At 64.1% G+C, this 21,988-nt stretch carries 22 protein-coding genes; 6 read left to right on the top strand and 16 right to left on the bottom strand.

The genetic code is table 11. The features are described 5' to 3' along the window. Positions 1 to 18: 18 nt before the first annotated feature. The 15 genes from CY658_RS02120 to CY658_RS02190 all read right to left on the bottom strand — a co-directional run bounded on the left by CY658_RS02120 (position 19) and on the right by CY658_RS02190 (position 15,015). Positions 19 to 1,779 (bottom strand): TadG family pilus assembly protein, encoded by a 1,761-nt coding sequence (locus CY658_RS02120; protein WP_101488653.1) that lies wholly within the window; start codon positions 1,777 to 1,779, stop codon positions 19 to 21. Between the two features lie 13 nt (positions 1,780 to 1,792). Next, on the bottom strand, positions 1,793 to 2,266 hold the full coding sequence (locus tag CY658_RS02125; protein ID WP_257884625.1) for a TadE/TadG family type IV pilus assembly protein: 474 nt from the start codon (positions 2,264 to 2,266) through the stop codon (positions 1,793 to 1,795). 8 nt (positions 2,267 to 2,274) lie between these two features. Beyond that, entirely contained in the window at positions 2,275 to 2,760 is a 486-nt protein-coding gene (locus tag CY658_RS02130) for a TadE/TadG family type IV pilus assembly protein (protein WP_101488655.1), read from the bottom strand. Between the two features lie 43 nt (positions 2,761 to 2,803). Further along, positions 2,804 to 3,220, bottom strand: a complete 417-nt coding sequence (locus CY658_RS32930) for a DUF3613 domain-containing protein (RefSeq protein WP_257884626.1) — start codon at positions 3,218 to 3,220, stop codon at positions 2,804 to 2,806. Beyond that, positions 3,217 to 4,152, bottom strand: coding sequence for a hypothetical protein (locus tag CY658_RS02140; RefSeq protein WP_257884627.1), 936 nt, complete (start codon positions 4,150 to 4,152; stop codon positions 3,217 to 3,219). Before CY658_RS02140 ends, CY658_RS32930 begins: the two co-directional genes overlap by 4 nt. After that, complete coding sequence (locus CY658_RS02145; protein ID WP_101488656.1) at positions 4,149 to 5,114, bottom strand: type II secretion system F family protein; 966 nt, start codon at positions 5,112 to 5,114, stop codon at positions 4,149 to 4,151. Before CY658_RS02145 ends, CY658_RS02140 begins: the two co-directional genes overlap by 4 nt. After that, positions 5,111 to 6,115, bottom strand: a complete 1,005-nt coding sequence (locus CY658_RS02150; RefSeq protein WP_180838835.1) for a type II secretion system F family protein — start codon at positions 6,113 to 6,115, stop codon at positions 5,111 to 5,113. Before CY658_RS02150 ends, CY658_RS02145 begins: the two co-directional genes overlap by 4 nt. Beyond that, complete coding sequence (locus tag CY658_RS02155) at positions 6,108 to 7,424, bottom strand: CpaF family protein (RefSeq protein ID WP_101488657.1); 1,317 nt, start codon at positions 7,422 to 7,424, stop codon at positions 6,108 to 6,110. The genes CY658_RS02150 and CY658_RS02155 overlap by 8 nt, the downstream gene beginning before the upstream one ends. Before the next feature lie 3 nt (positions 7,425 to 7,427). Continuing rightward, entirely contained in the window at positions 7,428 to 8,711 is a 1,284-nt protein-coding gene (locus tag CY658_RS02160) for an AAA family ATPase (protein ID WP_101488658.1), read from the bottom strand. Between the two features lie 41 nt (positions 8,712 to 8,752). Beyond that, positions 8,753 to 10,126 carry a type II and III secretion system protein family protein gene (locus tag CY658_RS02165; RefSeq protein WP_101488659.1) on the bottom strand — a complete coding sequence of 458 codons (1,374 nt, stop codon included), beginning with the start codon at positions 10,124 to 10,126 and terminating at the stop codon, positions 8,753 to 8,755. A gap of 48 nt (positions 10,127 to 10,174) precedes the next feature. After that, positions 10,175 to 11,179, bottom strand: coding sequence for a Flp pilus assembly protein CpaB (cpaB, locus tag CY658_RS02170; RefSeq protein WP_101488660.1), 1,005 nt, complete (start codon positions 11,177 to 11,179; stop codon positions 10,175 to 10,177). Positions 11,180 to 11,259: 80 nt separating this feature from the next. Further along, entirely contained in the window at positions 11,260 to 11,766 is a 507-nt protein-coding gene (locus CY658_RS02175; RefSeq protein ID WP_257884628.1) for an A24 family peptidase, read from the bottom strand. A gap of 12 nt (positions 11,767 to 11,778) precedes the next feature. Next, a complete protein-coding gene (locus CY658_RS02180) occupies positions 11,779 to 11,958 on the bottom strand; it encodes a Flp family type IVb pilin (RefSeq protein ID WP_101488661.1) in 180 nt (59 codons plus the stop codon). A 412-nt stretch (positions 11,959 to 12,370) separates the two neighbouring features. Beyond that, positions 12,371 to 13,759, bottom strand: a complete 1,389-nt coding sequence (locus CY658_RS02185) for a L,D-transpeptidase family protein (protein ID WP_257884629.1) — start codon at positions 13,757 to 13,759, stop codon at positions 12,371 to 12,373. A 77-nt stretch (positions 13,760 to 13,836) separates the two neighbouring features. After that, entirely contained in the window at positions 13,837 to 15,015 is a 1,179-nt protein-coding gene (locus CY658_RS02190; protein ID WP_101488663.1) for a nuclear transport factor 2 family protein, read from the bottom strand. A 205-nt stretch (positions 15,016 to 15,220) separates the two neighbouring features. Between CY658_RS02190 and CY658_RS02195 the strand changes: the two genes are divergently transcribed. After that, positions 15,221 to 16,225, top strand: coding sequence for a Bug family tripartite tricarboxylate transporter substrate binding protein (locus tag CY658_RS02195; RefSeq protein WP_101488664.1), 1,005 nt, complete (start codon positions 15,221 to 15,223; stop codon positions 16,223 to 16,225). Positions 16,226 to 16,259: 34 nt separating this feature from the next. On the opposite strand, the gene CY658_RS02200 is transcribed toward CY658_RS02195, so the two are convergent. Continuing rightward, a complete protein-coding gene (locus CY658_RS02200) occupies positions 16,260 to 17,045 on the bottom strand; it encodes an IclR family transcriptional regulator domain-containing protein (protein WP_101488665.1) in 786 nt (261 codons plus the stop codon). Positions 17,046 to 17,182: 137 nt separating this feature from the next. Between CY658_RS02200 and CY658_RS02205 the strand changes: the two genes are divergently transcribed. The 5 genes from CY658_RS02205 to CY658_RS02225 are packed head-to-tail and all read left to right on the top strand — an operon-like array spanning position 17,183 to position 21,816. Beyond that, the gene (locus CY658_RS02205; RefSeq protein ID WP_099792811.1) at positions 17,183 to 17,884 is read left to right on the top strand and encodes a 3-oxoacid CoA-transferase subunit A; all 702 of its coding nucleotides are present in this window, start codon (positions 17,183 to 17,185) and stop codon (positions 17,882 to 17,884) included. Further along, positions 17,881 to 18,528 (top strand): 3-oxoacid CoA-transferase subunit B, encoded by a 648-nt coding sequence (locus CY658_RS02210; protein WP_101488666.1) that lies wholly within the window; start codon positions 17,881 to 17,883, stop codon positions 18,526 to 18,528. Before CY658_RS02205 ends, CY658_RS02210 begins: the two co-directional genes overlap by 4 nt. Before the next feature lie 29 nt (positions 18,529 to 18,557). Next, positions 18,558 to 19,763 (top strand): 3-oxoadipyl-CoA thiolase, encoded by a 1,206-nt coding sequence (gene pcaF, locus CY658_RS02215; RefSeq protein WP_101488667.1) that lies wholly within the window; start codon positions 18,558 to 18,560, stop codon positions 19,761 to 19,763. Continuing rightward, positions 19,763 to 20,740 (top strand): Bug family tripartite tricarboxylate transporter substrate binding protein, encoded by a 978-nt coding sequence (locus CY658_RS02220; protein WP_101488668.1) that lies wholly within the window; start codon positions 19,763 to 19,765, stop codon positions 20,738 to 20,740. Before pcaF ends, CY658_RS02220 begins: the two co-directional genes overlap by 1 nt. Positions 20,741 to 20,799: 59 nt before the next feature. After that, the gene (locus CY658_RS02225) at positions 20,800 to 21,816 is read left to right on the top strand and encodes a Bug family tripartite tricarboxylate transporter substrate binding protein (protein WP_101488669.1); all 1,017 of its coding nucleotides are present in this window, start codon (positions 20,800 to 20,802) and stop codon (positions 21,814 to 21,816) included. The last annotated feature ends 172 nt before the right edge of the window (positions 21,817 to 21,988 follow it).

Raw genomic sequence — 21,988 nt, forward strand, 5'->3', positions numbered from 1 at the left:
GCGCAAGAAGAAAAATCGCTAGTAAACAAGCTTCGAGTCACCGCATGTGAGAGATTGGTGATGGACATCGCTGTAGCCCAACTGCACGCCAAGCAGGCCAAGCAACGGTTGAATGACGAGGTCGAGAAGCCCGAGAAGCGGCGTGATCACAGCGGTGTTGAGCGTGTTGAGCAAACTTTTTAGTTCGGTTGTAGGCAAGCAGAAAATGGAGAGGAGGCAAGCCTTCAGACTTAGGCCGCTCGTCAATCCCCCTACGGCGGTTGAAAGCACGGACCCCACTCCATTGGAGGTACTGCGCTGGATGTCGTCTGCATTGCCGATGACTCCGTCAAAGTGCATTGACGCAGAGCTCTGAAGCGGTACCGTGGCTGGAAGAGGAACGGTTGCCTTAACCTCAAGAATAGGGATGGTTAGGACTGAAACCTTACTAATCGTCGCAGGCGCTGAGCAATTAGGGGGAGTCTCTAAGTTGGTCATCTGAGTGTCCATTTCGTCCGCAATGCAGACACTGACGACACCAGGTTGAGAAGCGATGGTGACCTGTGAGTCTTTGCGAGGGATATTGCATTGAATGTCGGTCAACCAAGCTTGACCAGGGGCCACTTCGACATACAGGGGAAGGTGGATCAATTTAATGTCTGTAAGGAGGCCGACAAGAGGGATCTTGCTCGTGTCGAGAATTCTTGCATCGAGAAACAATCTGATAGCTGCAGAATGCGCCTGGGTTTTCCATTTCCCGTTGCTGTCTTTGCCCGCTTGTCCTATCGCGATGGACGGTGGTTCGACGACAACCAGTTGCAGATCTACCTTCGCGAGCGCGCCGAGATCGATCCCCGTGTCAAGTTTGGCCGCATTCGTTCCGTTGGCTATCTGTGCCGTGACCATCAATAGTTCCAGAACATTGACGCTCGCGTCCGCCGCTCCTTCAAGAGAGGGGGTCGTCACTTTGATCAAGTCGCCAACTTTGATTTCTGCTGATCGCACTTGCGCCAAAATAATTCCGTTGAGAGCTTCTACTGCAGCGGCATTGGTTGTGCCAAGCGCCTTGACCATGAGCAGCATGAAATCCTTCAGTTGGATGCGCGTATCCAAGAGTTCCTTGACGGTGCCGATGTTAGGCATGACAGAAATCAAATCGAGAAGCCGAATTGAACCTGTCGCCAAGCCTTTGTAGCTCACCAGATCGAGGGCTATTTGATTTTTGGTGCCAAGTAAGGCACTCAAGAGTTGATTGAGAACCCCTTCGTTGAGGCTGGCAACGCCAGTCCCAAGAGAGAACCCAGCAATTGGGTCGTTCACAGCTATCGCTTTGCTCTGGATCGTTCTGTCTGCTTCAAAAAAAGGCAGGAGAGCAATCGGAGCTCTGCTGAGCGTGACGCGAATGGCGTTAAGACTGGTTGTCGCGATCTTGAAATGATCGACGGTATCTTTGTTGTCGGGAGACCATCGACCACATTCGATATCTGCATCGACCAAAGAGAACATCGAGGGAAGATTTCTGTTTGGGTCGGTGGTGCTTACTCCGTTGGCGCTGAGCTTGGCCGCAGTCTTCGCATCTGCGCATCCATCTGCACTCGATATTTTCTGGGCGCCAGCGAGCGCCGCCAAGTCGGCTGCCTTTTGTATTTCTCTCTTCACGAAAAAGAGATAGCCCAACTCGGTTCCGATGAGCGTAATGACGATCAGGCTCACCGCGATGGCCATGTTGATCAGGATCGAACCTCGATGACGTTGCTGGTTGCGCACGCCACTGGTGGCACGGGTGAGTCCTGTGGTCATTTCTGTTGGGCTCTCACGATGTCCGGAGCGCCGTGGTGGCGCTGCTTCTCAGTTGCTCGATCCAATCGCTGGCATCTAGCAGCGGCATCGAGGGAAGGATGCGGGCGTCACCCGTGTAGGGGTAGGTAATGGTCACCACACAACTGGTCGCACCTGCTGCAGCCGTACAAGGCTCGATGGTGACGTGGCCAGCGATCCAGCTCTTCCGGCTGGCCGTGTCTGCGTTCGCCGAAGTGGGAACGACGAGCGAGCGAGCCAAAGACTCGACGACCGCCTCCTTGACACTGACCGCATCTGGAGGGTGGGGCAAGAGTCCTGCTGCACGGGCGCCGTCTTCGGCAGCGCGCGAAACGGCTTGCTGGATATAGAGCGCCGCACCGAAAGTCGCTAGCGCGTACATCACGAGAAATAGCAGCATGAAGACAAGAGCGAACTCGATAGCTGCGACACCACGCTGCTTGCGTCGTGCATGACGCGTTCGGTACAAGACCGCCCTCATGGCTCGGACCTCATGTCAAGCAGCATGCTGGCGCTGCCAGCGATCTGGGCGGGTAGCGCGAAACTAGGCAGTGGAGGCAAAAGCAAATTCAAATTGCTTGCTTGAACAAGGACGGTGACCTGACAGCGGTGACTCCACGTGATTCCGCACACATAAGGCGCGGCGGTCGTGCATTTATCCTCTTTCGCCGAACAAATTTGTGCCGACACATTCACTGTGACCACAGACGGCATCCAGCCGATTTGTGCGGTCGCTGTTTCTTTTGCATGTGTTCGACGTTTCTCCACGCTGCTCTGATACTGCAGCGCCGCTCGCGCCCCATCTTCCGCAGCGTTCTGCAACCCAAGTCGAAATGCAAACAGCATGCCGTAGCAGATGACCGCATAAAGAATGCTGAAAAAGATCATGAACACCATCGCGAACTCGATCGCATACACGCCGCGCTGTTGGCGCGGTGTGGAGAGAGTTCGGGTCGCTTTCATGGGGCGTACTGCGAAGGCTGAATGAGGCAGGCAGCGTGACGGCCTACTTGCCGCTGCCGCTACCGCCGCCTCCAGAGGAAGTCTTCACCGTCGAACTCATCCGCTCTGGAATCGGAAACTCGAAGCTCTTCAAATAGCGTTCATAGCTTCGGTGCGCGACGTTGCCTGCAATCGGGCGCGTCGTTTTGGATGCGATGTCACCACTGCGCTGCCAGGCAAGCAAGCCTTGGGTGGCATCGCCCACTTGCAGCGGTGCATCGCCAATTGCTTCGGCGTCTGTAGCGTCGTTCGGAGATGGCGAGGTCTGGGCCGTGGCTTGAGTGGCTCCGGCTGTGGAAACAGCGGCAGGTTCTGGCGCCGTCGCGCTTTGCGCCATGGCCATCGACGAAGAGGCAAGAAGGGCAATGACCCAACCGCACAGCGGCAGGGTGCGAAAAGTGGTGTTGCGTTCTTTTTTCATGGTGTACCTCGTGGCGTCGTTGTCGGCATCAAAGGTGTCGAGGCGGCGCTTGTTGCAGCGGGATTCGACTGAATGGCGGTGCGCACACCGGTCAGGGTGGACCAGCGCGACGCCTTGAGTGCGAGTGGAGCGGCGGCTTCGTCGTGCACGGGCGCTTCGGAACTGAACACTGCAGGCGTCGTGGAGCCTCCTGCACGGAGCTGCCGAGCGGCCTCTCTGATCTCCGAACGCGCAGCGGGAGACATCCGATTCGCATCCATCATGGCCGCCGCTTGCTCTTGCTGATTCGTGAGTTCGAGGTACAGCGCGAGATTGGCCTGGGCTTGTGTACTGTCCGGGCGGAGCTGCAGTGCCTGCATCAGCGGCAACCGGGCTTCTTCGGTCGAGCCCGCACGCAGCTGTGCGTAGCCCAGATCACTCAGCAGCAGCGCATCCGTTGGCGCACGGCGCTGAGCTTGTTTCAGAAGCTGCACGGCCTCAGGGTAGTTGCCACGTCCGCCAGCCAGAAGCCCCAGCCCGCGATAGCCGGCACCTTCGAGGGGCGTGCCCATCAGGCGTTTGTAGGCCGTTTCGCTTTGGGCGGCTTGCCCTGTTTGCCGCAAGGCGTCGGCGCGCAGGCGCGTGGATTCAGGTGAGACTCCCCAACGCTGCTCGAGGGCATCGATGTGCGCCAGCGAGGCGAACCACAGGTTTTCGCGCTGCATCTGGTCAACGAGCTTGAGATAGGTTTCCTTCGTGTCGACGGAGGTGCCCGCTTTGGTATCCGCAGCGGCTTCTGCTGCCATGCGTTGCTGGGCATCGGCGCTCGCCGCATATTGGTCCTTTGGGGTGGCGCAGCCAACGATCGCTAATGCCATCAAGCACGACCCCGTGTGTGCCGCGATGCGACCTTGCGCGCGCAGCAGCCTGTTCCCCAAGAGATGGATGTTCATTGTGAAGTCGCTCCCAACGCGCGGAAGATGGCGATAAAGCCGGGACCCGCGGTCACGATGACGAGCGCTGGCAGCAGCGTGACCACCATGACCGCGGTCATCTTCACGGTGATCTTCCCGATGCGCGCCTTCATCTCCGACTGACGCCGCTCGCGCAGCCGCTCGCCGAAGATGCGCAGAGGCTCTTGCACCGCACCGCCATGGCGATCCACCTGAACAAGCAGTGAGACCAGACCACGCAGATCCTCGCTGCCATGAAGGGTGGCAAGGCGATGAAGCGAATGCTCGCGTGTTCGTCCTTGGCTGTATTGCCGGTTGGCCAGCGTCAGTTCGTAGCCGAGCACACGCAAAACGTGCGAGAAATCGTCGGCCATGATCTGAAGACTCTGGTCGAGGCTGAGGCCCACGCCTTGCAGGAGCTTCAACAGGTCGATAAAGAGCGGGAGTTCACGTGCAATCCGCTCGCGCCGGCCGGTGGCGATGCGCCTGAGTACCCATTTCGGTGTCATGAATCCGATCACGAACGCGGCAACAAGGGCCACGAAAATGGAGCGTTCCGCCAAGTAGATCTGGCAGACGACGTAGATGACCACTGGCAAAAGAAACGCAAGCAAAAGGCGTGTGACCAGGAAGATCAATTGCGCTCGCTTGGACGCAAATCCGCACTGGTCGATCAGTCGGCGGTCTTCATCGGCGACGAGGGCCCGCCCGATCCGTGAATCGAGCCAATGAAAGGGAAGCTCAATGTCGGCGTGCAATGGTGCACCGAGTTCCGCATCGGCCTCCAGAGGGGTCGTGAGATTGATTTGAGTGGTCGTGTCTCGGCGGAGCGCGCGGCCGATTACCTGGCCACTCCGGCTGCGGCGAAGTTCCATCGCGATCAGCGCACCGGCCGCGATCATCAAGCCCAGTGCAAGGAGCACGAGGCTGATGGTGGCCAGCTGATTGGGGGTGAAGCTCATGCCAGTTTCGCCAGTCGATACAGGAGGAAGGCGCCCAGCAGTTGCAGGCCGATCGATGAGAAGATCAATATCCGTCCGGTTTCGTCGTTCCACATGCTCACGAGGAATCCGGGGTTGGTCAGGATCAGGACGGAGGCCACGCCCAGGGGAAGAAGGCCCAGGATCCAGGCGGACAGCCGCGTTTCGGAAGACATCGCGATCAGTTCATGTTCCGCCTGCTCGCGGTCGCGCATGAAGTTGGCAACCCGTTCAAGCAGCAGGTCGGCACGACCACCGTAGCGCACGCCGAGTCCCAGGATGGACGCCAGAAGGAACATTTCTTCCACACGCACATTGGTCGCTGTCTGGTGCACCGCACGGTCGAGATCCACTCCCGCACGGACCAAGGCTGAGGACCGGTCCATGTGCCCACGCAGAGGCTCCTGCGTCGTGGCAATCGCGAGTTGAAACGCTGCTTGCGTGGAGTTGCCGATGGTGATCAGGCGCACCATCGCGTCGATGTATCCGGGGAGCTGGCTGATCAACTGACGGCGAACTTTCTGAAGTCGGAGCCATACAGCGAAGATCGAAACCAGGACGAGCAGGAGCAACACGCCCGCCGCGGCGATTCCACCGCCGAGGAGTCCGGTCAAAAGGCACAGCACGACGATGCCGACCACGGCGAGTGTGGCGACCTTGGGCGAAACAGCGCCAAGCAGCCACTCGGGCAAGATCGCTTCCATCAAGCCCTTGCGGGCAGGCGTGCCGGTGGTTGCCTCGGTGTTGAGCCAAGGGTCCGAAGTGATGCCAGGAATGAAGCTCTCCGACGGCGCAACGCGCAACGGCATCGGCACATTCGCAACGGACGGCACCGCATCGGCGCTGCTCGCCAGAATTTGCTGCTCAAGGTGACGCCCGGTCGCCTGGCGGGTCTGGCGGCTTCTTGCCCATTGCCAGAGCAAGAGTCCGCCAGCTGCCAGCAGCAGCGCGATGCAGGTCACGATGAGCAGTGCTTCACGCACGGCCTTCTCCGCTTTGCGCGCGCGCCATCGATTGGCGGAAGCGCGTGATCTTCGGCGAATGCGGTGCGATGCCGAGCGAGACCCAGCGGTCGCGTTCTTCACCGTCCGGGGACACCACTGGTTCGTAGCGATACAGCTCCTGCATCGCCACCACGTTGTCGTTCACACCGGTGACTTCGCTGAGCGAAATGATGCGCCGTTGTCCGTTGGAGAGGCGGCCGATCTGCACGATGAAGTCGATGGCGTTGGCAATCTGCCGGCGCAGGCTGACCTCGCTGCCTTGATAGCCCGCAAAGCCGGAGAGCATTTCCAGGCGGTACAGGCACTCACGCGGCGAGCTCGCGTGGATGGTGCCCATCGAGCCTTCATGCCCGGTGTTCATGGCCTGCAGCATTTCGATGACTTCGGCGCCGCGCACTTCGCCGACGATGATCCGGTCCGGCCGCATGCGCAGGCTGTTGCGCAGCAGATCGCGGATCGACACCACGCCGGTGCCGTCGAAGCCACCGGGGCGGCTCTCGAGGCGCACCACGTGGCTGGTGCCCAATGAAAGCTCAGCCGTGTCCTCGATGGTGATCACGCGCTCGCGCGAGGGGATGAAGCTGGCCAGTGCGTTGAGCAACGAAGTCTTGCCCGAGCTGGTGCCGCCGCTCACGAGGATGTTGCAGCGCGCGCGCACCGCGATCTCGAGCAGTTGTGCCATGCCAGCATCGAAGGTGCCGAGCTTCACCAGGTCTGCGGGAGTCAGGGGCTCCTTGCGGAACTTGCGGATCGAGACAGACAGGCCGTCGATGGCCAGCGGCTCGATGATGACGTTGATGCGTCCGCCGTCGGGCAAGCGTGCATCGACCATCGGATTCGACTCGTCGAGCCGGCGCCCCAGCGGTGCGAGGATGCGACGCACGATGCGCATCACGTGCTCGGAATCCGCGAAACGCAAGGTCTCGCGCTCCAGCATGCCGTGCCGCGACACATAGACGTTCTGGTAGCCGTTGATGAGGATGTCTTCGACGGCCGGGTCGTTGAGCAGGTCTTCCAGTGGGCCAAAACCGGCCAGCTCCTTGGTCAGCGCATCGGCGATGAGCTGCATCTCGCGGTCGTTGATCGGCACACGGCGCAGACGAACGAAGCTGTCGACCTCCAGTTCGACGAACTGCTGGATCGACGCACGCGACCAACGTCCGAATTCCGCGCCCAGCTCTTCGATGCGGCTGAGCAGGTGGTCGTGCGTCCAGCTCTTGATGTCCTGGAACTGCTGGGAGTTGATGAATGCCTGGTCGTCGTCGGCAAATTCGATATCAGTGGACATGGATCAGCCTTCGTTATCTCTTTTCCAGAGCCCCGTGATCTGCGCCTTCAGTGCCACCCAGCGCGGGTCCTTGGCAGGCGGTTGACCGGAGTCGGACATGTATTCCTGATGCAGGGTGCGGGCGAGGCCGCCGACGGCCTGCGCATACGGATCGTTGCGCGCGGTGCGCACGAGCATTTCGCCGCGGCAACCGGCGGCGAGCAGTTGGGTGCTGCGGTCGGGCAGCACATGCTGCAACGGCAGTTCAAGGCGTTCGGCGATGTCCTTGGCCGACAGGCCGACGCGAGCGTCGAACTTGTTCACGACCAGTGTCATCCGTTCGATCTCGACGTTGCGAGCGCGAAGTTCCTTGAGCATGTTGGCCGTCGACACGATGGCGCCGATGCTCTGGTCGCACACCACCCAGGTGTTCTGTGCTTCACGCACGGTCTGGGCGATGAAGTCGATGGTCGAGAAGCCGCCCAGATCGGCAATCTGGAAATCGAAGAAGTCGGCCAGACGTCGGATCAACGAGACCGAATCGGCATGCGAGATCTCGCGCACCTGCGCCAGATTCGTCGGCAGCGGGAGTACGGCCACGCCGCTGGTGTGATGTGCGAGCGCTGTGTGCAGCAAGGTCTGGTCGAGGCGCCGCAGGTTGCGCACGCCGTCCACAAAACTGAAGCCGCTTTGCGTGTTCAGGTACAGCAGGCCGTCGCGTGCGGGCAGGCCCAGGTCGAGCAGGGCCACGCCATGGCGCCCACTGCGGCTCGCCGGGCGTGCGGGTGCTTGCGCCAGCTGATCGTGCAGCGTGAGAGCCAGGCTCGTGGCCAACGTGGTGACGCCCAGGCCCGCACGAGCCCCAAGCAATGCCAGCGTGCTGCCGCGCATTCCGCCCGGGAGCGAGCGCCGCTTTTCGAGCAGCGCGCGCAGGGTGCTCACGGCCTCATCGGGCGCCGCCGAGATATCGATGAAGTCGTCCACGCCGGCGCGAAGGGCGGCGAGCATCGCTGCAGGTTGCGAAGACACGCCAGCGGCCAGCACGGGCAAGGTCGGCCAGTCGCGCTTCAGGCGCTGATGAAGCTCGCTAGCCGCAGCGACTTGTTCGGGCGAGAAGTCGATGAACACGGCCACAGGACCGAGCAACGAGATGCGTTCGTCGATCGTCTTCGTGTCCTGGCCCAGAACAACGACAGAGCCTTCGGGGCTCAGGGCGTCGGTCAGCCAGGTGATGTGGCTGCCATTGGCTGACGCGAACAGGTAGGTCTCGCTGCCAGTTTCCGGAAGGTTGTCGCGTGGGGCGTTCATGGTGCCGTTATGCGATGCGCGGTTGAGACGACTTCCATCCATCAGCGAGAGAAGCCCGGCACCGCCGTGTTGGCCGCACCGCCTAGGAAGTGCGAGCGCCACACGGGGCCATCACGCTGCTCCGCGCCGCCTGGGAGGTAAGGCGTCAGATCTGTGTTGCGCGCAATCGGCTTGACCAGATGTGGTGTGACCAGGATCACCAGTTCCTTCTCGCTCATCTGGTACTTGTTCTGCCGGAAGAATGTTCCCAGGATCGGCAGGTCGCCAAGGAGCGGGACCTTGTCGACATTCGAGGTGGTAGTGCGGCTGACGAGGCCGCCGATGATGAAGCTTTCTCCGTCGCCCAGTTCCACCGTGGTGTCGGCGCGCCGGGTGCTGATCGCGGGCACGGCGACGCCACCGATGCTGAGCGAGTTGGTGTAGTCAAGGTCGCTGGCTTCCGGTGCCACTTTGAGCACGATGCGGTCGTTGGACAGCACGGTGGGCGTCACGGTGAGGCCGATGCCGAAGGGCTTGTATTCGATGCTCGTGGTGCCCAGACCTTGCGGAGCGGGCACGGGCAGTTCTCCGCCTGCAAGGAAGCTGGCACTCTGGCCCGACATTGCCACCAGCGTGGGTTCGGCGAGTACTCGGGCCATGCCGTTGCCTTCCAGGAATCCAACGTTCAGGCCGATGCCAGCCTTGCCGAAGTTGAACAGCAGGCTGAAGGCCTGTGCCAGTGGATTGCCGTACTCGCCGCTTATAGAGCCGTTGGGTGCGAAGGCCGAACTGCTGAGCGACGATGGGCCGAAAACCCCGAAGCTGAACCCGTTCGAATTGGCGCGCGTGCTGAAGATGTTCAGGCCTGCCTGCTTGAGGACGCTCCGATTGAATTCCACGACCTTCACTTCGACCTGAACGGTGTTGCTCCGCACATTCACGACGGAGCGATCGATGAGTTCCGCTTTGTCGCCTGCGCCGGCCAGTGCTGTATCGCGAGCCTGCTGGTGCGCGGTCATGCTGTCCATGGTCCCGGCAAGCGTAGAGCTGCGGCGCCGTACTTCGATGGCATAGGTCGTAGCGGCAGCGCTTCCCTTTTCCCAAACCATCAGCGTGGTCCGCCCCGCCGCCTTGCCGGTGATGATCAGTCTCGCTGCGGGAGAACTCGGCGTCTTGCGCGTGACGGTGACAGCTGCAACGGTTTCGTCGGCGATGGCCATCCGCTCGATGCCCTTGTCTATCAGCAGCTCTTGTTGCGTGCCTGCATTGAGGACCAGCGGCCGCTGAGGTTGTGTGCGCGTGGGCTGGGTGTCCGCGGCGTTGGTGGTGAGCGGCCAAGCCGCCTGGGCCAGTGCACACAAGGCGATCAGCGACGAACGCAGCAGCGACGGGGCGCCTGGGTGGCTGCACGACGGTTCGCGTGGCGTGTGGGGCATGTGGCTTCTTTCCTGGATGACGGACGTGAGGGTTGAGGTGCGTGGCACTCAATAACTCATGGTTTCACTGCGGTCGCCGCGAATGACTTCGACTTGAAGGCCCCCGCGGGTAGCGTTTGGCTGCGTTGTCCGTGCGCCGGCGGAAACGCTGCGCGCTTCAACCAAAGCGGGGCGGCCGGCGACGGCTTTGCCGCCAGTCACAAGGTCCGCCGCGGTCAGGCCCGCCTGTGCGCGGTCGAGACCTTCCAGGGGCGGACGGCGAGGCTCGCCTGGGCGGACCGAGACGGGTTGCAATGCGGTTGGGAGATCGGCGAAGAGCTTGGGGTCGGGTTCCCCCATGTCGTTCGGGTTGCGCAGCGCGAGCATCAGTCGACCGGTCGAGTCGCCGATCGTGAGGCGGTTCACGTCATCCACGGGGACGGCAAGCACGGCGGTGCGGGCCGCCTCGGTGCGTTGGGCCTGTTGTTGCTGTTGCTGCTTGTCCGCCGTCTTTGAGGGAAGTCCATCGACGGATGCAGAACCGAAGGCGAGCACACGTTTGCGAGAGAGAAGCAGGCGTGCCTGGCTGCGATCCACGTCCTTGCCGTCCGACTTCAACGTGATGAACACGTCGACGAAATCGCCGGGTTGGATTTTGTTGCCGACTCCCATGACCTCGTCGGCCTTGATCGCGACCGCGCGTTCGCCTTCGCCCACACGGAGGGCGAGGCCTGAAACCAGTTGGTTCTCCATCACAGGCGTTCCCTCAGAAAGATCGAGAACCGGGACACGACCGGCGGCGGCTGTCACTTCCTGGAAGGCACCGGCTGGATTCACGGCAAGGCGTTCGACGCGCAAGGCATCCGCAGGGATGGCCAGGCCCGCGGGCAGAGGCTTGGCAGCGACCACAACCGGGTGGGTGAGCGTCTGCTGGCTCTTGCTCTGATCGGATGCGGGTGCTGCCGTCGCCGCAGTCTTCTGCGGTGCTTGCCGACCAAGCATCCAGGCATAACCACCCAGCGCGATGGCCAGAAGGACCAGGAGGGCAGCGACGATTTTGGTGATATTGATCATGGGCGGCGAACTGAAGGAAGGGAGCAAGCGATCACGGAAAAGAGATGAAGGGCCTGCGAGACGAAGCAGAGTCGCAATGGCTAACTCTGTCGCCCCCAAACCATCCACGCCGCAGCGGCCAATGCGAGGTAGGCCGCGTAAGGAATGATGCGAACCCGACGAGACGGGGCGCCGGGTTCGGGTGCGCGCGACGGGCCGGCGAGCAGCAGGGCAAGTCGCGGGAAGAACGGCCAGCGCCGGAGGGTCAACCAAAGGACGCTATGGGCGCCCGCAATCAGACTGGCGATGATCCAGATCGGCACCAGGGCCGACAGACCGACCCACAGTCCAAGGGCGCCGGTGAATTTCACGTCGCCTGCTCCCATGAGGCCGGTGACATAGAAAAGCAGGAGAAATCCAAAACCGAGCGCCGAGCCAAGCAAACTGGATTGCCAAGTGCTGTCGAAAGGGGTGCTCCCGAGCGCCAGTGCAGCCAGTGCCGAGACGACGCCGGCAAGCACCAGCCAGTTCGGGACACGACGTTCTCGAAAGTCATAGACGGCAACGGCGATGAGCCACAACAAACATGCTGACGCGAATGCCATCATTTGGAAACCGAATTACGGAACCGCCGTTCCGCCGAGTGCGACGAGGATGGCGCTGAATTTGCTCTTGACTTGCGTGCCGAGATTGGTGAGTACCAGAACGAGAACTGCAGCAATCAACCCTGCAATAAGTCCATATTCAATTGCAGTAGCACCCTCTTCATCGCGCAGAAACCGAGTAATAGAGCTAAGCATGGTGATCTCCTGAAAGGAAGTGTTAACAAAGGCTGGCACGGTGGATGTTATACAGCGTAACTCCGTGTATCAAGGGCAGAAACACATGGGATCGAGTCCCGGATGTGCTACCCGGAGGGGTAAAGCAGGATGGCGGCCAGCCCCAATCCTCCCCCGCGACGGGGCAGAAAAGGTCACTTATTCACAGTCTGGAAAGGACGGTTTCCCTCTGTAAACCGCATGCACACTGGCATGGACGAGGGGAACACGTTACGGGCGCGGGAACGTCCGGAAGTTGAGCGTTACGGGAACACACCCGTTACGTGTTACGTAGCACGGTACCCTGGAGTGCAATTTGTAACACTCAACGAGATGGCCTCGTTTGGGTAATAAGTCACGCTTTCGGGGTGGAGACCCCTCCGGTGAAGTGGGCTCAGCCGAGGATTTCTTCGTGGAAGAGCTTCCACTCGCCGCCCTGGCGGAGCCAGTACTGGCGGCGGGTGCGGCCGTTTTTCTCGCCCTCGAACACCTCGCCGAAGGTGGCGACCATGGTGTCCTCGGTGTCGCGCCAGTGCAGGTACGACGTATCCTTGATTTGCACTCGTTTACCTTGTGCGTAGGTCAATTCGTCGCGGAGTACCGAATTGGCATCGACGGGCTTCCGGCTGGCGCGCTGGAAATCCGGCAAATAGAATTTCTTCAATTGCGCTTCATTGCCGCTGGCTCGTGCATCTTTCCAGGCGGTAATTGATTCGGCGAATTTCTTTTCTTCTTTTTCGGCCTGCGGCTGCGAAATCCATTGCAGGCTGCGCGCGGTGACGACGGGGGTGGCGCCGATCTGCACCTTGCGCAGCAGCTGCTTCAAGTCGGGGTTGGCCATGACGACGCAGCCGTCGCTGGCGAGCGGCGCCCGCGCAAACTGCTGGGGCGGGGTGCCGTGCAGCCAGATGCCGCTGCCGGTCTTGCCGCGCCGCACGTCGTACGGGTTGGGGTAGTTGATGGGCAGGGCGCCGGCGCCGTAGAAGTCTTTGAGCGAGCGCGGGTCGAGGCTGCTGGTGATGTAGTACACGCCCAGCGGGGTGCGCGCGTCGCCTTCGACGGTCTTGTCGGTGCCCGACTTGCCGACCGAGATGTAGTAGTCGGCGACGAGCTTCATGCCCTTGTCGGAGTTCTCGAACAGGTACAGCCGCGAGCGCGACGCGTCGACGGCAATGGCGAAGCGGCTGCGGGTCGAGAGGGTAAGGAACTGCGAGGGCACGGTGCCGGCGGGCGGCCGTTCGCGCAGCGCCTGCAGGCGCCGGCGCGATTCCTCGTGCAGCTCGACCATGGCCGGGTTGCCGCGCAGGCGCGCGATGCCGGCGGTGTCGGGCATGGCGTTCGACGGCGGCACCTGCGCCGCGAGCAGGTCGCCGTACACGAGCTGCGCGAGCTGGAAGTTCGGGTGGTCGCGCACGAGGGTCTGGGCCTTGGCCAGCGCCTCGCGGCTCTTGCCGCGGCCGAACAGTTCGTAGACGCCGATCAGGCGGGCCTCGGCGCCGCTGGCTTCCTGGAGTGGCGCGGCTGTTCTTGCGGACTTGCGGGCCGGGCGGGCGGCGCCTTGGCTGTCCGCCGCGGCCGCCCGTTTGCTCTTGGCTTGCAGCTGCGTCTTGCTGGCGCCGCTGCCGGCTTTGCTGGCCCGGGCTTCCTTGACGGACGCGCGACTGCCGCCGGCCTTGGCGCTCTTCGCGCTGCCGGCCTTGGCTGTCTTGCTGCTGCCGCTGCTGTGGTTGTTGGCTGCGAGCGCGGCGCCGGGCGTGGCCAGCAGGAGCGCAGAGGCGGCCATCAAGGCCGCGAGCAGTTTCCCGCTCCGCAGCGGGAACGGGAGGGTCTGAAGCCGGCCTTGCCGGACGATGTCTGCCACTAGCCGCCGACGCTTTCCTTGCGAATGTGCCACTGGTTGCCAGAGCGTTGGAGCTCGAGCGTCTTACGGCTCGCGATGTTGAGGTTGTCGGCGCGGTAGACCTGACGGAACTTGGCGGTGGCGGTCTGTCCGTCGACCTTGATCGCGAGGTTCTCGAGGTTCACGCTGATGCTGGATTTGCCGACGATGCGGGCGCGACGGTCTTCTTCCCAGGCCTTGCGGCTTTGTCCGCCGGCGGGCGAGAAGTCGCTGCCGTAGGCGGCGAGGTAGCGGTCCATGTCCTGGCTGGCCCAGGCCGAGGCCCAGCCGCGCACGACGGATTCGATCTCGGCGGTGGAAGCCGGCGCAGCGGCAGGTGCCGGTGCGGGGGCGGGCGCCGGTTCAGGCGTCTTGGCCACCGGCGCGGGCGCTGCGGCCACCTTGACGGGCGGTGCAACAGGCGCGGCGGCGGGTGCCGGCGCCGGTGCAGGCGGGGGCGCCTTGGCAACGGGCGCAGGTGCGGGCACGGGAGCCGGCGCCTTGGCGACCGGTGTGGGCGCAGGCGCCGGGGTGGGTTTCGCAGCCGGAGCGGGTGCGGGCGTCGTCGTGGCCGATGCGACGAGGGTCGAGCCGCCCTTCGAGCCGGCCGTCGGCGTGGTCGTGAAGAGCGAGCGGATCACGGCCAGCTTGGGCTGCACCGCGGTGTTGTTCTGGTCGAGCTGCAGTGCCTTGCTGTAGGCCTGGCTGGCCAGCCGCGCGTACACGTCGCCGAGGTTTTCCTGGGCGGTGGCGTAGCTGGGGTTGGTGCGAATGGCGCTTTCGAGGGCGTTGCGGGCCTTGTCGAACTGGTTCTGGCTCGCGTAGATGACGGCGAGGTTGTTGAACGGCTCGGGCAGCTCGGGCGCGTCTTGCGTGAGCTGCGTGAAGGCGGCGATGGCCTCGGTGCGCTTGCCGGTGTCGAGCTGGATCACGCCCTTCAGGAAGCGCATCTGCGGATCGCGCGGCTTGTCCTTGAGGAAGGCCTCGGCCTTGGTCATGGCTTCGTCGAGCTTGCCGGACTGCATGAGGCGGTCGACGTCCTCGTGTTCGGTCGCGGCCAGCGCGGGGAGCGCGGCGCCGCAGGCCGCAACGGCCAGGAGCAGGGCGCGCACGGTGGGGGAGAAGCTGAAGCGGGCGCGAGGCCTGGGGCTCTTGGGCATTGCGGACAAGACCTCGTGGTAGGGGAAGGGGAATGCGGCAGGCATTGTAAATGCGCCCGTCACCTCTGGATACCAAGCTGACGGGGCCGTCGAACGGCCCTATTCACAGTTGTGCCGAACTTGTGCGCCGCAGCATCATCATGTAACGTCTCGTAAGCAAAGTACACGTATTTACCCTGATTTTTCTATCCCTCTGGAGTCCGTCTTGAAGATCACCAAACGCCGCCTGCTCGAAGGCGGCGCCGCAGCCATTGCCAGCTCGCTGTTCACTCCGGCCTCATGGGCCCAGCGCGCCGCAGGCGGCGATGTCGCCTGGCCGACCAAGCCCGTGCGCATCCTTGTGGGCTTTCCGGCCGGTGCCTCGCCCGACCTGGCGGCGCGCGCCATCGCGGAGCCGCTCTCGAAGATCCTGCGCCAGCCGGTGACGGTGGAGAACAAGCCCGGTGCCAGCGGCAACCTCGTGGCCGCCGAAGTGGCCAAGGCCACGGACGACCACACGATCGGCGCGCTGATCAACGGCAACCTCACGATCGCCAAGCTGCTGAACCCGTCGCTGGGTTTCGACCCCGAAAAAGACTTCGCGCCCATCGGCCTCATCGGCACCGCGCCGCTGGTGCTGGTGGTGTCGGGCAGCGCCACGGGCAAGTCTGCGGCCGACCTGCTGTTGTGGGTGCGCAATCTGGGCAGCGGCGGCAAGTACGGCACGCCGGGCGTGGGCACGGTTGGCCATCTGGGCATGGAGCTGCTCAAGAGCCGCGCCGCCATCACCGCGCAGCACAAGCCCTACACCGGCAACCCGCAGGTGATCGCCGGCATCCTCGCGGGCGAGATCCAGCTGGCGCTGCTGCCGCCAGGTTTGGCGATGCCGCACGTGAAGTCGGGCAAGCTCAAGGCCATCGGCGTGACCTCGCCCGAGCGCAGCCCGCTGGTCAACGAGCTGCCGACGATCCGCGACGCCGACGTGCGCGGCGCCGACCTCGAGATCTGGACCGCGCTCGCCGCGCCCGCCAGCATGAAGCCGGCGGCGGTGGCCAGGCTCAATGCTGCGCTGGTCGAGGTGATCAGCTCGCCCGAGGTGAGCGAGGCCCTGCTGAAGACCGGCTGGCAAGCGCAGCCCGGTTCGCCCGACACGCTGGCCAAGCGCATGCGCGCAGACACCACGCGACTGGGCGGCGTGATCATCATGAAGGGCATCCGTTCGGAGGCCTGAGCCAGCGCCAGAGCGATGGCGCTGCTTGCTGTTGCTACAGCAGCGCCGACACCTGCTTCGCCGCATCGATCAGCGCCGGCAGCATCGTCTCCTGCATCACCTTCGCGCTCGTGCGGTTCGCCTGCCCGCTGATGTTCAGCGCGGCCACCATGCGGCCCTGCCGGTTCACGATGGGCGCGGCCACGGAGATCAGGCCTTCTTCGAGTTCCTGATTCACCAGGCACCACTGCTGCTTGCGCGCCTGGGCCACCTTGGCCATGAGCGCTTCGATGTCGGTCACGGTGTGCTTGGTCAGCAGCTCGAGGTTCGAGGCCTCGAGGCGTGCGCGCACCTCGTCGTCGCTCAAATCGGCCAGCAGCAGGCGGCCCAGCGACGTGCAGTACGCCGGCAGCCGCGAGCCCACGCCCAGGCTGATGCGCATGATCTTCTGCGTGGGTACGCGCAGCACATAGACGATGTCGGTCGCGTCGAGCACGGCGGCCGAGCACGACTCCTGCACCTGCTGCACCAGCGCTTCCATCACGGGCTCGGCGCGGTTCCAGATCGGCATCGACGACAGGTAGGCAAAGCCCAGGTCGAGGATGCGCGGCGTGAGCGTGAAGAGCTTGCCGTCGGTCACCACATAACCCAGCGTCTGCAGCGTGAGAAGAATGCGCCGCGCCCCTGCGCGCGTGAGGCCGCTGCCGGCCGCCACCTCGCTCAGGGTCTGGTGCGGCGCGCTCGCGCTGAACGAGCGGATCACCTGCAGGCCGCGCGCAAAAGACTGCACGTAGCTGTCGCCGGGGGCGGGGGTCTCGGGTTGTTTCATCTGGGTTGCCATGGCGAGCGATCCTCTCTAAAATTCATTATACGAACAAAAGTTCTTTAGACGAACAAATTGCAGTTCGCGAGGATTCGTGAATTCGGCAGGGTGTTCGGACCGTTCGGTTTCTTTCTTCACTCCCGGAGACAGGCTTCATGATCAACAAGATCGCGCGCTCGGTCGCCGATGCCCTGGCAGGCATCCAAGACGGCGCCACGGTGCTCATCGGCGGTTTCGGCACCGCCGGCATTCCAGGCGAACTCATCGACGGTCTCGTCGAGCAGGGTGCCAAGGACCTCACGGTCGTCAACAACAACGCAGGCAACGGAGAGACCGGCCTCGCGGCGCTGCTCAAGGCCGGCCGCGTGCGCAAGATCATCTGCAGCTTTCCGCGCCAGGCCGACAGCCAGGTGTTCGACGGCCTGTACCGCAGCGGCAAGCTCGAGCTCGAACTCGTGCCCCAGGGCAACCTCGCCGAGCGCATCCGCGCCGCGGGTGCCGGCATCGGCGCCTTCTTCTGCCCCACGGGCTACGGCACGCAGCTCGCAGGCAACCGCGAAACGCGCGAGATCGACGGCAAGCAGTACGTGCTCGAGTACCCCATCCACGGCGACGTGGCGCTCATCAAGGCCGAACGCGGCGACCGTTGGGGCAACCTGGTCTACCGCAAGGCCGCGCGCAACTTCGGCCCCGTGATGGCCATGGCCTCGAAGAAGACGGTCGCCACCGTGCACGACATCGCCGAACTCGGCACCCTCGACCCCGAGACCATCGTGACCCCGGGCATCTTCGTGCACCAGGTGGTGCGCATCGAACGCGTGGCGACCCAAGCCGGCGGCTTCAAGAAGGCAGCATGACCATGGCATACACACGTCGCACCAAGGACCAGTTGGCAGCCCGCGTCGCACAAGACATCTTCGACGGCGCCGTCGTCAACCTCGGCATCGGCCAGCCCACGCTCGTGGCCAACCACCTGCCGAAGGGCCGCGAAGTCATCCTGCAAAGCGAGAACGGCATCCTCGGCATGGGCCCCGCGCCCGAGGCCGGCGAAGAAGACTACGACCTCATCAACGCCGGCAAGCAGCCCGTCACGTTGCTGCCGGGTGGCTCGTTCTTCCACCACGCCGACAGCTTCGCGATGATGCGCGGCGGCCACCTCGACATCTGCGTGCTCGGCGCGTTCCAGGTGTCGGCCACCGGCGACCTCGCCAACTGGCACACGGGCGAGAAAGACGCCATTCCCGCGGTCGGCGGTGCGATGGACCTGGCCATCGGCGCCAAGCAGACGTGGGTCATGATGGATTTGCTCACCAAGCAGGGCGCGAGCAAGCTGGTGCAGCAGTGCACCTATCCGCTCACCGGCATCGGCTGCGTCAAGCGCGTGTACTCCGACCTCGCCACGCTCGAGTGCACGCCGCAGGGCCTGAAGCTCGTCGACACCGTCGAGGGCCTGAGCCGCGAAGAGCTCGAGACGCTGGTCGGCCTGCCGATCGCTGCCTGATCCGTTCCATTCAATCCGAGACAACAGACATGACCAATCAAGCCTTCATCTGCGACGCCGTGCGCACCCCCTTCGGCCGCTACGGCGGTTCGCTCAGCAGCGTGCGCACCGACGACCTCGGCGCCGTGCCCCTGCGCGCACTGATCGAGCGCAACAAGAACGTCGACTGGCAGGCCGTGAGCGACGTGCTCTACGGCTGCGCCAACCAGGCCGGCGAAGACAACCGCAACGTCGCGCGCATGTCGGCGCTGCTCGCAGGCCTGCCGATCGAAGTGGGCGGCGGCACCATCAACCGCCTGTGCGGTTCGGGCCTCGATGCACTGGGCACCGCCGCGCGCGCCATTCGCGCCGGTGAGGCCGGTCTGATGATTGCCGGCGGCGTCGAAAGCATGAGCCGCGCGCCCTTCGTCATGCCCAAGGCCGAGAGCGCCTTCAGCCGCAACAACGCGGTGTACGACACCACCATCGGCTGGCGCTTCGTCAACAAGCTCATGAAGGCGCAGTACGGCGTCGACTCGATGCCCGAGACCGCCGAGAACGTGGCCACCGACTACAAGATCGAGCGCGAAGCGCAAGACCTCATGGCGCTCAACTCGCAGCTGCGCGCCGTGGCCTCGCAGAAGTCAGGCTTCTTCGACGCCGAGATCGTGCCCGTGAGCGTGCCGCAGAAAAAGGGCGACGCGATCATCGTCAACAAGGACGAGCATCCGCGCGACACCACGATGGAGGCGCTGGCCAAGCTCAAGCCCATCGTGCGCCCCGACGGCACCGTCACCGCCGGCAATGCCAGCGGCGTGAACGACGGCGCCTGTGCGCTGCTGCTGGCCGACGAAGCCAGCGCCGCCAGGCACGGCCTCACGCCGCGCGCCCGCGTGGTCGGCATGGCCACCGCCGGCGTTGCGCCGCGCATCATGGGCATCGGCCCGGCACCCGCCACGCAGAAGGTGCTGGCGCTCACCGGCCTCACGCTCGACCAGATCGACGTCATCGAACTCAACGAAGCCTTCGCCGCACAAGGCCTCGCCGTGCTGCGCCTGCTGGGCCTGAAGGACGACGACGCGCGCGTGAACATCAACGGCGGCGCCATCGCACTGGGCCACCCGCTCGGCGCCAGCGGCGCACGCCTGGCCACCACCGCGGTGAACCAGCTGCACAAGGGCGGCGGCCGCTACGCGCTGTGCACGATGTGCATCGGCGTGGGGCAGGGCATCGCCGTGATCCTGGAACGCGTCTGATGACTCTCGCCCGACGCGAGCTGCTGCTGGGGCTGCTGGCAGCAGCGGGCCTGCCCGCGCATGCGCAGCCGAGCGATGCCAAGCCGATCCGCATCGTCGTGCCCTTCGCGGCCGGCGGCGGCAACGATGTGTTCGCACGCCAGATGGCCAAGGGCCTGGGCGAGGTGCGCAAGTCGGGCGTCATCGTCGACAACAAGGCCGGCGCGGGCGGCAACCTCGGCACCGAGCAGGTGGTGCGCAGCACGCCCGACGGCAGCACGCTGCTGCTGGGCCACACGGGCACCGTGTCGATCAACCCGGCGCTGTACAAGGGCCTGAAGTTCGACGCCCGCAAAGACCTGCTGCCCGTGGCCATGTTCGCGTCGTCCGCGCTCGTGCTCGTGGTGCCCGCCGCATCGAAGGTGCGCACCGTGGCCGACCTCGTCAACGAGGCGAAGTCGCGCCCCGGCCTGCTCGACTACGCGTCGAGTGGCAGCGGCACCGGCGGCCATCTCACGGGCGAACTCTTCGCGCAGCGCACCGGCACGAAGATCAATCACATCCCCTACAAGGGCACCAACCCCGCGCTTACCGACCTTGCGGGCGGCCAGGTGCAGGTGATGTTCAGCGTCATCCCGCCCGCGCTCGCGCTGGTCAAGGGCGGGCGCCTGCGCGCCATTGCCGTTACGGGTGCCAAGCGTTTGCCCTCGCTGCCCGACGTGCCCACCGTGGCCGAGTCGGGCCTGCGCGAACTCGCGGGCTTCGAGAGCACGCTCACCTACGGCATCCTCGCGCCGCGCGGCACGCCCGATGCGTTCGTGAAGACGCTGTCGGCGCAGATGCTGCAGGTGGCGGGTAGTGCCGAGTTCCAGTCGCGGCTCGACGTCGAAGGCGCCGTGCCGCTGCTCGGCGGGCCGGCCGACTACGCCGCGCTCATCGCGAAGGAAAGCGCGCTGTGGGCCGGCATCGTCAAGGCCTCGGGCGCGTCGGTCGACTGACCGGGCGGCTCCGCGCTGCCCCCAACCCATCAACGATTTTTAAACCGGAGACTTCCTTCATGTCCTTCTTCCGTTCGTCGCTCTCGCGTCGCGCCATCGCCGCGGCCGCGCTGGCCCTGACCGCCGGCGGCCTGCTGCCGCTGACCGCTTCGGCGCAGCAGCCACAAGCCGCGGCCTTCCCGACCAAGCCCGTGCGCATCATCACGCCGTTCCCGGTCGGCGGTGGTCCGGACGGCGTGGCCCGCCTCGTGGCCGACAAGCTCTCGCGCGCCTGGGGCCAGCCGGTGGTGGTCGAGAACCGCCCGGGCGGCAACGGCTTCATCGCCATCGACGCCTTCAAGCGCGGCGCGAAGGACGGCCACGACATCGTCGTGCTCGACAACGTGCACCTGGCCGCGTACCCGGCGCTGTTCAAGAAGCTGCCCTACGACGCCTCGAAAGACTTCGACGCGCTGCTGCCGCTGTTCAAGACCTACTTCTTCTTCACCGTCGCGACCAACAGCAAGTACAAGACCGTGGGCGACCTCATCGCCGACGCCAAGGCCAACCCCGGCAAGCTCGACTACGGCTCGTGGTCGGTCGGCAACCCGGTGCACCTGGGCTCGGAACTGTTCGAGTCGGCCACCGGCACGCAGATGGAGCACATCATCTACAAGGAAACCACGCAGCTGTACACCTCGGTCGCCACCGGCGAGCTGGCCTTTGCGCTGGGCAGCAGCGCCACCGCCGGCCCGCTGCAGCGCGCCAACAAGCTGCGCTTCCTGGCCGTGGCCGCGCCCCAGCGCAACGCCGCCTTCCCCGACGTGCCGACCGTGAGCGAATCGGGCGGCCCGAAGGGCTTCGAGGTCATCGGCTGGAACGCCATTGCCGTGCCGAAGGGCCTGCCGGCTTCGGTGACGGAGAAGATCAAGCGCGACATCGAAAAGGGCCTGGCCGAACCCGACGTGCTGGAGAAGTTCAAGAGCTTCGGCTACGAGCCGTTCCCGACCACGCGCCCCCAGTTCGACCAGTTCGTGGCGACGGAAACGAAGCGCTTCACCGACGTGATCCGCAAGGCGAACGTGTCGCTGGACTGAGTGATCGCGCTCAGCGCGGCACCTGCAACGAACAAGGCACCCGTGAGGGTGCCTTTTCTTTTGGGGGCACGTCGGTGCCGCGTCAGGCCCGAAAGTTTGTGCTGTCCCAAAGTCACATGTTACGCACAGATACACGCCTGGGTAGACCGTCTACCGCACGCCCCGACAGAGG

Source organism: Variovorax sp. RO1 (assembly GCF_002849325.1).
In the GTDB taxonomy this organism is placed as follows: domain Bacteria; phylum Pseudomonadota; class Gammaproteobacteria; order Burkholderiales; family Burkholderiaceae_C; genus Variovorax.

Coding starts and splice junctions, on each gene's coding strand:
- CY658_RS02200 (WP_101488665.1), bottom strand. CDS start 17,045: ATGGCAACCCAGATGAAACAACCCGAGACCCCCGCCCCCGGCGACAGC.
- CY658_RS32930 (WP_257884626.1), bottom strand. CDS start 3,220: ATGAAAAAAGAACGCAACACCACTTTTCGCACCCTGCCGCTGTGCGGT.
- CY658_RS02130 (WP_101488655.1), bottom strand. CDS start 2,760: ATGAAAGCGACCCGAACTCTCTCCACACCGCGCCAACAGCGCGGCGTG.
- CY658_RS02160 (WP_101488658.1), bottom strand. CDS start 8,711: ATGAACGCCCCACGCGACAACCTTCCGGAAACTGGCAGCGAGACCTAC.
- cpaB (WP_101488660.1), bottom strand. CDS start 11,179: ATGATCAATATCACCAAAATCGTCGCTGCCCTCCTGGTCCTTCTGGCC.
- CY658_RS02180 (WP_101488661.1), bottom strand. CDS start 11,958: ATGCTTAGCTCTATTACTCGGTTTCTGCGCGATGAAGAGGGTGCTACT.
- CY658_RS02145 (WP_101488656.1), bottom strand. CDS start 5,114: ATGAGCTTCACCCCCAATCAGCTGGCCACCATCAGCCTCGTGCTCCTT.
- CY658_RS02220 (WP_101488668.1), top strand. CDS start 19,763: ATGACTCTCGCCCGACGCGAGCTGCTGCTGGGGCTGCTGGCAGCAGCG.
- CY658_RS02165 (WP_101488659.1), bottom strand. CDS start 10,126: ATGCCCCACACGCCACGCGAACCGTCGTGCAGCCACCCAGGCGCCCCG.
- CY658_RS02140 (WP_257884627.1), bottom strand. CDS start 4,152: ATGAACATCCATCTCTTGGGGAACAGGCTGCTGCGCGCGCAAGGTCGC.
- pcaF (WP_101488667.1), top strand. CDS start 18,558: ATGACCAATCAAGCCTTCATCTGCGACGCCGTGCGCACCCCCTTCGGC.
- CY658_RS02190 (WP_101488663.1), bottom strand. CDS start 15,015: ATGCCCAAGAGCCCCAGGCCTCGCGCCCGCTTCAGCTTCTCCCCCACC.
- CY658_RS02120 (WP_101488653.1), bottom strand. CDS start 1,779: ATGACCACAGGACTCACCCGTGCCACCAGTGGCGTGCGCAACCAGCAA.
- CY658_RS02185 (WP_257884629.1), bottom strand. CDS start 13,759: ATGGCCGCCTCTGCGCTCCTGCTGGCCACGCCCGGCGCCGCGCTCGCA.
- CY658_RS02210 (WP_101488666.1), top strand. CDS start 17,881: ATGACCATGGCATACACACGTCGCACCAAGGACCAGTTGGCAGCCCGC.
- CY658_RS02155 (WP_101488657.1), bottom strand. CDS start 7,424: ATGTCCACTGATATCGAATTTGCCGACGACGACCAGGCATTCATCAAC.
- CY658_RS02205 (WP_099792811.1), top strand. CDS start 17,183: ATGATCAACAAGATCGCGCGCTCGGTCGCCGATGCCCTGGCAGGCATC.
- CY658_RS02175 (WP_257884628.1), bottom strand. CDS start 11,766: ATGATGGCATTCGCGTCAGCATGTTTGTTGTGGCTCATCGCCGTTGCC.
- CY658_RS02225 (WP_101488669.1), top strand. CDS start 20,800: ATGTCCTTCTTCCGTTCGTCGCTCTCGCGTCGCGCCATCGCCGCGGCC.